This window comes from Paragemmobacter amnigenus (genome assembly GCF_009908265.2).
GTDB lineage: Bacteria > Pseudomonadota > Alphaproteobacteria > Rhodobacterales > Rhodobacteraceae > Paragemmobacter > Paragemmobacter amnigenus.
Map to the genome: position 1 here is coordinate 37,983 of NZ_JAAATX020000018.1, position 9,155 is coordinate 47,137.

8 protein-coding genes, 1 tRNA gene and 2 pseudogenes are annotated in these 9,155 nt (G+C 64.8%); 6 read left to right on the forward strand and 5 right to left on the reverse strand.

Annotation, left to right across the window (positions count from 1 at the left end):
- The first annotated feature begins 159 nt into the window (after positions 1 to 159).
- The gene (locus GU927_RS19855) at positions 160 to 351 is read left to right on the forward strand and encodes a recombinase family protein (RefSeq protein ID WP_269770145.1); all 192 of its coding nucleotides are present in this window, start codon (positions 160 to 162) and stop codon (positions 349 to 351) included.
- Positions 352 to 576: 225 nt separating this feature from the next.
- Here GU927_RS19855 and istB read toward each other — a convergent pair whose 3' ends face one another.
- Positions 577 to 1,308, reverse strand: coding sequence for an IS21-like element helper ATPase IstB (istB, locus tag GU927_RS19860; RefSeq protein WP_449301135.1), 732 nt, complete (start codon positions 1,306 to 1,308; stop codon positions 577 to 579).
- Positions 1,309 to 1,310: 2 nt separating this feature from the next.
- Positions 1,311 to 2,804 (reverse strand): annotated as a pseudogene (gene istA / locus GU927_RS19865) (IS21 family transposase); the annotation flags it as partial.
- 379 nt (positions 2,805 to 3,183) lie between these two features.
- Here istA and GU927_RS19870 point away from each other — a divergent pair.
- A complete protein-coding gene (locus GU927_RS19870) occupies positions 3,184 to 3,615 on the forward strand; it encodes a hypothetical protein (protein ID WP_161764147.1) in 432 nt (143 codons plus the stop codon).
- 137 nt (positions 3,616 to 3,752) lie between these two features.
- Here GU927_RS19870 and GU927_RS19875 read toward each other — a convergent pair whose 3' ends face one another.
- Complete coding sequence (locus GU927_RS19875; protein WP_217765741.1) at positions 3,753 to 4,052, reverse strand: hypothetical protein; 300 nt, start codon at positions 4,050 to 4,052, stop codon at positions 3,753 to 3,755.
- Between GU927_RS19875 and GU927_RS20725 the strand changes: the two genes are divergently transcribed.
- From GU927_RS20725 to GU927_RS19890, 4 genes and pseudogenes are all read left to right on the forward strand, one after another.
- Positions 4,027 to 4,161, forward strand: coding sequence for a helix-turn-helix domain-containing protein (locus GU927_RS20725; RefSeq protein WP_217765740.1), 135 nt, complete (start codon positions 4,027 to 4,029; stop codon positions 4,159 to 4,161). The genes GU927_RS19875 and GU927_RS20725 overlap by 26 nt on opposite strands.
- A 207-nt stretch (positions 4,162 to 4,368) precedes the next feature.
- Positions 4,369 to 6,231: a tyrosine-type recombinase/integrase gene (locus GU927_RS19880; protein WP_161764149.1), complete on the forward strand. Its 1,863-nt coding sequence runs from the start codon at positions 4,369 to 4,371 to the stop codon at positions 6,229 to 6,231.
- Positions 6,228 to 7,379, forward strand: a complete 1,152-nt coding sequence (locus GU927_RS19885) for a tyrosine-type recombinase/integrase (protein WP_161764150.1) — start codon at positions 6,228 to 6,230, stop codon at positions 7,377 to 7,379. Before GU927_RS19880 ends, GU927_RS19885 begins: the two co-directional genes overlap by 4 nt.
- Positions 7,379 to 8,485, forward strand: a pseudogene (locus GU927_RS19890) (recombinase family protein); the annotation flags it as partial. The gene GU927_RS19885 and the pseudogene GU927_RS19890, both read left to right, overlap by 1 nt.
- A 21-nt stretch (positions 8,486 to 8,506) precedes the next feature.
- Here the strand turns inward: GU927_RS19890 and GU927_RS19895 are convergent.
- Both GU927_RS19895 and GU927_RS19900 read right to left on the reverse strand, forming a co-directional pair.
- Entirely contained in the window at positions 8,507 to 8,770 is a 264-nt protein-coding gene (locus tag GU927_RS19895; RefSeq protein ID WP_232489283.1) for a hypothetical protein, read from the reverse strand.
- A gap of 259 nt (positions 8,771 to 9,029) precedes the next feature.
- Positions 9,030 to 9,106: transfer RNA gene (locus tag GU927_RS19900), tRNA-Met, on the reverse strand.
- Positions 9,107 to 9,155: the final 49 nt, after the last annotated feature.

Here is a 9,155-nt window from a genome sequence, read left to right on the forward strand (position 1 = left end):
CGTGCCAGGATCGGTATCATCGGCAGAACCTGGCATTGATGATGGTCTGGGTAGCCCTCATCAATGCCGTGCTGTACACTCCTAACATATAGTGCAGTTGTCTTCTAAAAATTACAGGTGGTGAGGCGCCTGGACCGGCTCGCGCGTTAGACCGGCGACCTGCTCGACATCGCAGAGAAGCTGAACGAGATCGGGGCGGGCCTCCGCTCGCTGGCCGAACCGTGGGCGGACACGACTTCTCCGGCAGGACGCATGGTGCTGACAGTGTTTGCCGGCATGGCCGAGTTCGAGCGCGCGCCCTGTGCTGTGACCCCCGACGTTCATCCGGCTGATACCAGAGTCGGCGGTTGAGTTTGGCGGTTGCGCTGACGGAGCAATGGGCGATCTGCGCAGCGGTTCAGATGCACGAAGCTGATCGCACATTGCGGTGAGTTGGGCGGCAAAGTGTCAATCGGCATCCAATCGGGCCCCCTGATCGGCGTCCAAAAGTGACCCCCTTGGCGGGACGTAAGCTGGCCCGAGGCGGCGTAGCTTTTCAGCTGGCGCAGCCGTCTCGGGCCAGCGTTTCAGCCGGGCTCAGACGCGGGTTTTGAGACGCCAGCTCTCGTTGCCGGTTTCGACGATGTCGCAGTGATGGGTGAGGCGGTCGAGCAGCGCGGTCGTCATCTTGGCGTCGCCGAAGACCGTCGGCCATTCTCCGAAGGCAAGGTTGGTGGTGACGATGACCGAGGTCTGTTCGTAAAGCTTGCTGATCAGGTGGAACAGGAGCTGCCCGCCGGATTGGGCAAAAGGGAGATAGCCCAGTTCGTCCAGGACGACGAAGTCGAGGCGCATCAGGTGTTCGGCCAACCGCCCGGCGCGCCCGGCGCGGGCCTCGGTTTCCAACTTGTCGACCAGATCCACGACGTTGAAGAAGCGGCCCCGGGCCCCATTGCGGATGACGGCCCGTGCGATGGCAACGGAGATGTGGGTCTTGCCCGTGCCTGTCCCGCCGACCAGCACGACGTTGCGCTGCTGGTTCAGGAACTCTCCGCGCGCGAGGTCACGCACAAGCGTCTCGTTGATCGGCGTGCCGTCGAAGGTGAACTCCTCGATCTCGCGGGCGACGGGCAGCTTGGCGACGGTGATCTGGTATTTGACCGATCGTGCCTTCTTCTCGTTGATCTCGGCGGTCAGCAGGTCGCTGACCACCTTCTGCGGTTCGTGCTGCCGCCGGACGGCCGTGGCCATCAGTTCGTCGTAGGCCGCCCGCATGCCGAAGAGCTTGAGGTCGGCCATCGCGGCAAGGATCTCGGCACGCTCCATCATCCAGCCCTCCGCAGCAGGTCATAGCGGGCGCAGTCGGCGACGGGTTCATGGACAAGGCGCAGCGCGGGTGAGGTCAGCAGCAAGGGCGGCGGCGCTGGGTCGCGACGGCGTGCCAGGATGTTCAGGATGACATCGGCGGAATGGACGCCCTGCGCGATGGCCTCGGCACAAGCGGCCTCCACCGCGGGCAGGCCTTCGGTCAGCACGGCGGCGAGGATGTCGACCATCTGGCGATCACCGTCATCGACGCCCTTCAGCTTGCGGCGCACCTTCTCCAGGGCATAGGGCAACACCCAGTCCTTGAAGGGCGCGCCGTTGCGCAGCGCCCCGGGCTTGCGCACTAGAACCGGCACATAGTGCCACGGATCGTAGATGGTCCGTCCCCGGCCAAAGCAGCGGGGGTGATCCCCGACAAGACGGCCGTCCTGCCGGATCTCGATGCGTTCGGCATAGGCATGCACCTCGACGGGACGTCCGACCGCCGTGGCCAGGACCGAGTATTTGTTGTTGTCGAACCGCACGGTGCAGGTCTTCGACACCGAGGCTGGCACGCTGTGGAAGCCGTCGAAGCGTCCTACGTAAGGGACGAGATGGGGGCGCTCGGCCTCGAACATCTCCCATATCGTCTTGTCGGTCTCTTCCACATGACGATGTGCCTTGGCGTAGGCCACGCATTTGTCCAGCAGCCAGGCGTTCAACTCGTCGAGGCTCTTCACCCGCAGGCGCGGCGTGAAGAACCGTTCCCGCACCAGCCCGACCTGGTTCTCGACCTGCCCCTTCTCCCAGCCCGATGCGGGTGTGCAGGCGACGGGTTGGACAAGGTAGTGACTGCACATCTGAAGAAAGCGGCGGTTGTAGTGCCGCTCCTTGCCGGTGAAGACCGCCTCCACAGCTGTCTTCATGTTGTCGTAGATGCCCCGTGTGCAGGTGCCTCTGAAGAAGGCGAAGGCACGGTCATGCGCGTCGAACACCATCTCCTGGCTCTCGCGCATGTAGGCCCGGGCGAACATCATCCGGCTGTGGCAAAGCCGGACATGGGCTACCTTCACCGTCACCGTGACGCCCGAGATCACCACGACCTCATGGCTCCAGTCGAACTGGTAAGCCTCGCCCGGGGCATAGTAGAGCGGCACATAGGCTTCCGCCGTCACCGCACCCCGGTTCTGCGACCAACTCTTGGCGAACCGACGCACGGCATCATAGCCGCCCTCATAGCCCAGCCCGCGCAGTTCCTCGAAGATGCGGATCAACGTCAGCCGTTCCCGCGACGGCTTGTTCGCGTTGGACGACAGGAACTGTTCGAGCTGCCCTTGCCAAGGACCGATCCGCGGCATCGGCTGCCGCTCGCGCTCGTAGCTGAAGTCCGTCTCGTCCGTCCGCAGGATCTTCCGGACGGTATTCCGCGACACGTGCAGTTCCCGCACGATCTTCTTCACCGACCAGCCCTGAACGTAGAAGGCCCGCCGGACCCGCGCGATCGTATCCACCCGCTTCATCCCTCCCTCCGTCCGCTGCCTCGCAACGGACGGTCCGACAGAACGTCAGGGGGGTCAAAATTGGACGCCGATACCCCGCCTTAGGGGGTCAAAATTGCACGCCGAAACACAGCGCGATGTGACTTTGTCCACGGGCGGCGTGGAACTATGACTGTCCATAGGACACTGAAGGTGCCTCATGCCGTCGCCGCTTGCTGCCCTATCGGACCGTCTCCGCCTTCCGAGGGACGAGCTGGACCGCTTCACGGGTGCATTGGCGCGCGCGATTGAGACGTACCGGTGGGCCAAACAATGGGAAGCCCGGCATTCCACGGAAGGCGCGCCGGCTATTGCCCGCCAGCTTGACAGCTTTCACCGGAGCCTTGGGCGGACGGCAACCATGCGGTCGGCAGCGAAGCACTGGGCCGGTCTTTCACAGGAAAGCCGGATATTCATCGAGATGCGCTTGCGGATGGCGGACCCGCCACGTGCCAGTTTCGCCAAACTCGACTTGGACGATGCGTCAGATCTCGCGGTTCTACGCGATGCAGTCGGCGCGGCACGACGGTGGCTTGGAGAGAAGCCCGGACGGGCGCATGGCCCTGCGATCCGGGAGTTGGTGGCCGAGGTGGGCCGCGCGTACCGGCGTGCGACGGGGAAGCGGCCGGGTTTGAGCTCCTCCGAGGCGGTGGCCGGCCCCGGCTATGCGACCCCGTTCGAAGAGGTTCTGGTGGCTGTGCTGGCAGAGGCAGGCATGCCGCTGAGCCTTGAGGCTGCACGAAGCCTCTACCGGGCGGAACTGCGGGGCAAGCCGAAGAAGTTGCAGCCCTAGTTACCGGTACGGCCCTTGGGATACAGCCCCTAGCTGTATTTTTGGCAGGGGAATGCGCCAACATCCATGGAGCGATGTGGTGCGGCAGACTGGCCGGCATGACCCGCACGCTCCGCTCCTCGTCTCAAGACCTGCGCTCAATCGGTGACTGCGCCGATCCGGATGCGAGCGTGGGTCCTGCGCTCCCGCCTGCGGCGAATGGCGCGGTCGCTCCACACGAGGCGCTGGTTGCCCTTGCCCGGCTGCTCGGCCGTCAGGCGGCACGCGCGCACCTGCGCGGGGAGGACAACGGCGTTGCGGGTTCCCATTCTGCCGGAGACGCTATCGATGCCCGATCCCAAACCCCCTTCCCCGCCGGTACCGTCTCCGAAGGCGACGCGTCTTCTGACCCCGCCTGAGGCGGCGGCGTTTTTGTCGGTTTCGCCGAGGACGCTCACGCGTCTGACGGCGACGGGCGACCTGCCGCATGTCCGGATTGGCGGGCAGCGGCGCTACGAGCTGGAAGCGCTCTTGGCCTATGTGGCGCGCCAGCGCCGCGGCGGATGAGCGGCGCATTCCCCCAGAGTTGCCCCGGATTGGCGCGCCTTGGCGCGACCCGTCTGGTGGTGTCAGGCCGTCGTGCAAATCTACATGTTGTTATCTTGACTATTATTTGTGCGATATTTGCACTATATGTAGATTTCTGCCAGAATTGGCTTCACGTGGCCCGACCTGTCCATCACCCTCTCTCACGACACCACGCGGAGACATGCCATGACGGCCCATCGCCCGATCTATGACCCCTCACTGCCAAGTCTCGCCGATCTGCGTTGCCAGATCGAGGCGCGCCATGACCTGCCGCTTCTGCGTCGGCGCGACATGGCCTCGGCCATCCGTATGCTGGCAGGCTGGTTTGCCTTGCCCGAAGAGAATGTGCCGGCCTCGGCCAAGTATATCCGCGAGAGGCTCGAACGGGTGCATGCGATCACGGCCTCGGTCTCACCGCGGCGGATTCAGAATGTCCGCTCGCTGGTGCTGGCCGCGATGCGGGAAGCCGGGATGTCAACCAAGCTGGCCTCTTACGCCGCCTCATTCAACGCGGAGTGGCAGCGGCTCTGGGATCTGCTGGAGGGGGACACCTATGCCAAGTCGGAGTTGAGCCGGTTTCTGCGCTACTGCTCGGTGCAAGGTATCGCGCCCGAATCCGTGACCGATACGGTCTCTTCACAGTTCTTGGCAGCCATTGATGCCGAGAGCCTGATCACCAAGCCGAAGACCCGCCACCAATCGATGTGCCGGGTCTGGAACCGGATGGTGGCGACACACGCCGCGTCGGGCTGGCCGCAGGTTCGTCTCACTGTACCGCGCTACGAAGCGCGCCTCTATCGCGTGAGCGCCGAGCAGGTCTCTGCCGCAGTAGCAGCCGACATCCTGGCCTATCTCGATCACCTGCGCGGCACGGATGTGTTTTCGGGGCTTCCCAAACCCTTCCGGCCCAAGAGCATCAAGGCCGTCGAAGGCCATCTCTGGCGCTACCTCTCGGCGCTCTACCACAGCGGGGCCGATCTGCGGGATGCGCCCTCCTTCGACGCCCTGCTCACCCCGGAGCTGGTCAAACAAGGTCTCCGCTGGTTTGTGGAGCGGAACGGACAGCAAACGTCCAAGCACATCGGCGAGATCGCCTGGGCGCTGCGCTGCTACGCGGTGAAGTACCGCACGCTAACGCCGGAGACCGCCGCCTTCTATGCGGATGTGCTGCCCAAGCTGCGCCAGCAGAGGTCCGGCCTGAGCGAGAAGAACCTCATCGCCATGGCGCAGTTCGATGACCCGGCAACGGTGGAGCGCTTTCTTCTTCTGCCGCAGCGACTGTGGGATCTGGCGCTGGCCAAGACAAAGACCGTGGAGGACAGAACCCCGCGGCAGGAGGCGCATCTCTTGGTCCAGTCCGCCGTGGCGATCGAGATCCTGCAGTTCGCGCCGATGCGGATCGAGAACCTAAACCACCTGCGCCTTGACCAGCATCTTGTCTGGCAGGGCGGGCGGCTGCGTCTCGTCATCCCGGCTGCCGAGGTGAAGAACAGCCAGGCGCTGGACTTTCTGCTGACGGAAGCCACGAGCGCACGCATCGCCCGCTACATCGCGGACTGGCGCACCCTCTTTCTGCCGAAGGCGAACCCCTACCTCTTCCCCGGGCGGGCGGGCAAAGCCAAGGATCAGGGCGCCTTGCGCAAGCAGATCGAGAAGACCCTCTGGGACCACGCCGCGCTCCGCCTCACGCCCCACCAGTTCCGCCATGCAGCTGCCAAGCTTCTGCTCGATGCCCGACCGGGCTTTTACGAGGTGGTGCGCAAGCTTTTGGGCCACAAATCGATGGTCACGACCTACAGCCATTACGCAGGGGCCGAGACGCAAGCCGCCGTCGAACTCTACGCCGATGTCATCTCCGATCAGCGCCGCACAGGCGTTGCTCGCCGACTGCCACAGGCTGCAAAGCAGGCCCCTTCATCGACCGTCAGCGCTGCGCGCATGAAGGGTGGACCGCTGGCTGCAAACCGGGCCACAGCCCGGCCCACAGGCTCGGATTTGTTTCTCGAACCGCTGAGCCTGATGGGCAAAGCTGGAAAGGCCAAGCGATGAACAAGGTTCTGCAGACATCTCTGCCCTTCGACGCTTGGCCAGAGCGCGACCGCAGCCTTTGGCAGGCGGCCTTGCGCGGCGGCGCGATCTTCGAGCCGGACGGGGCAGCGGCCCATTGGGCCGAAGACACCCGCCGGCAAGTGGCCAAGGGCTACGGCAAATGGCTCTGGGCGCTGCAGTCCTTTGGCACGCTGGCACCCGAGGTGGATCCAGCAAAGCGGGTCACGGAAGACCACCTGCGCCGCTACGTGGCATGGCTCGAGGCACAAGGGCTGGCCTCGGTCTCCATCGCCTCCCGGGTCACAGACCTGATGGAGGCCATCAGGGTTATGGAACCGGAAGCCGACCTCTCGCTTCTGCGCCGTTTGGTCTCGACGCTTCAGCAGCGCGCCCAGCCCTCGCGCAACAAGGCCGTGCGCATCAAACCGCCCGGAGAGATCTGGGAGGCCTGCACCGATGAGATGGGCCGCATCGCGGCGGACCCCGCGCCTCTTTCCATGGAGGCCGCCTCGCGCTACCGCGATGCTTTTGCGCTGGGGTTTCTGGTGTGGTCGCCGATCCGCCGCCGCAATCTCGCAGCCCTCACCCTCGGCGAGAGCCTCCGCTTCGAGGCCGGACGCTGGCGGGTGGCATTCGGAGCAGAGGCCACCAAGGACAAGTCACCCCTAGCCTTCGCGCTGCCGGACGAGGAAGACTATCAAGCGGCGCTGAGCGACTATCTGCAGCGCATCCGCCCACGCATCATGGGGGCCGATGATCTCACGCGTGACGCCCTGCCCCAGATCCGCGGGCCGCTCTGGATCTCGACCCGCGGCAAAGCCATGACGGCCCATGCGCTCTACTATGCCGTCACCCGCGCCTCCGCGCGCCTGCTCGGCGCGCCCCTCAACCCCCACCTCCTGCGCGATTGCGCCGCCAGTGCCATCACCACCGAGCGGCCCGACTACGTCCTCGCCGCCGCCCGGATCCTGGGCCACAGCCAACTCTCCACCACGCTCGCCCATTACGAACAGGCCTCCATGTTGGAAGCAGGAGCGCGGCTGCAGGAGATAGTGGCAGAGATCCAATCCCGGATGGAGCAGGAGGTACCCCAGACCCTCGCAGCCCCCTATGACCCGTTCCTCCTCGACCCTTGGGAGCAAGACTGATGCGCGCCGCTATTTACGCCCGTTATTCCTCAGACCTGCAGTCAGCGGCCTCGATCGACGATCAGGTCCGCCTCTGCCGCAGGCTCTGCGAAGAACAAGGCTGGCAGGTCGTAGAGGTCTTTGCTGACGAGGCCATGAGCGGCGCTACCCATCTGCGTCCTGACTTCCAGCGGATGCAGCAAATGGCCATGCGCGGCGGTTTCGACGTGCTGGTAGCCGAAGCTCTGGACCGCCTGTCGCGCGATCAGGAACACATCGCAGGGCTGCACAAGCGGCTGAGCTACCTCGGCGTGCAGATCCACACCAAGGCCGAAGGCCGGATCAGTGAGATCCACATCGGTCTGGGCGGCACCATGTCAGCCCTGTTCCTGCGGCAACTCGCAGAGAAGACCCACCGCGGGCTCGAGGGCCGCGTGAAGGCCGGCAAATCCGCGGGCGGGATCAGCTATGGCTACCGCCTCGATCGTCAGCCCCTGCCGGACGGCACCTGGAGCACCGGCGACCGCGTGATTGATCCGGCCGAGGCAGCGATCGTGACGCGGATTTTCAGGGAATATGATCGGGGGCGCAGCGCTCGGGCCATTGCGATTGGGCTGAACCGCGACGGCATTCCCGCCCCGCGCGCTGGCGGCAAAGGCAAAGGCACCTGGGCCTTCTCCACGATCTCCGGCAACTGGAAGCGCGGCACGGGGATCCTGAACAACGAGCTCTACATCGGCAAGCTGGTCTGGAACCGGCAGCGCTTCGTCAAGGACCCCGACAGCGGCAAGCGACAAGCACGGCCCAACCCGGCAGCTGACTGGATCACCGAGGAGGTCCCTGCCCTGCGCATCATCGATGACGCCCTCTGGGCGCGGGTCAAGGCGCGCCAAGGCGCGATCCGCGACGACATCCTCGCCGAGCGCGTCGACAACCCAACGGCACCCAAGACCGAACGCGCGCGGCGCGCACGCTACTTGCTGTCGGGCCTCCTGCAATGTGGCTGCTGTGGGTCCGGCTACATCATGATCAGCGACAGCCGCTACGGCTGCGCGGCGGCTCGCAACTCCGGCACCTGCACGAACCGCAAGACGATCCGTCGCGTCGATGTCGAAGCGCGCGTCCTGGCGGGGCTGAGGGACAACCTTCTACACCCCGATCTGATCCGCGAGTTCATCGCCGAGTTTCAGCGGGAGATGCAGGAACAGCGCCTTTCGAGCATCTCCGCACGCGCTGACGCCGAACGGGATCTGGGCAAAGTCACGAAGGAGATCGACAACATCATCACCGCCATCGCGCAAGGCATGTTCCATGCCTCGATGAAGGCGCGCATGGACACGCTGGAGGCCGACAAAGCGCGCCTGACCGCGCAACTGGCCGATTTGCCAGAACCCGAACCGGTCACCCTCCATCCGGGCCTCGCAGACACCTATGCGAGCATCATTGCGGATCTTGCCACCGCGCTAAACGCGGACGAGACGCGGGAAGAGGCTGCGGACATCCTGCGAGGCCTGATCGAGAAGATCATGCTGACGCCCGATGCAGCGGCCCCGAACGGGCATGCGATCGAGCTTTTCGGAGAACTCGGCGCCATCCTGACGCTCTGCGGGGAAGCAGACGGCACAAACGCAAAAACCCGCAGGGGTTCTGCGGGCTTTAGGCAAGTAACGCTGGTTGCGGGGGCAGGATTTGAACCTGCGGCCTTCAGGTTATGAGCCTGACGAGCTACCGGGCTGCTCCACCCCGCGTCTGTTGTTGTCTTTTCTGGGGGATTTTGTGATCGTTTAGGGAGGGATT

Coding starts and splice junctions, on each gene's coding strand:
- istB (WP_449301135.1), bottom strand. CDS start 1,308: ATGATGGAGCGTGCCGAGATCCTTGCCGCGATGGCCGACCTCAAGCTC.
- GU927_RS19870 (WP_161764147.1), top strand. CDS start 3,184: ATGCGGTCGGCAGCGAAGCACTGGGCCGGTCTTTCACAGGAAAGCCGG.
- GU927_RS19880 (WP_161764149.1), top strand. CDS start 4,369: ATGACGGCCCATCGCCCGATCTATGACCCCTCACTGCCAAGTCTCGCC.
- GU927_RS19885 (WP_161764150.1), top strand. CDS start 6,228: ATGAACAAGGTTCTGCAGACATCTCTGCCCTTCGACGCTTGGCCAGAG.
- GU927_RS19895 (WP_232489283.1), bottom strand. CDS start 8,770: ATGGAGGGTGACCGGTTCGGGTTCTGGCAAATCGGCCAGTTGCGCGGT.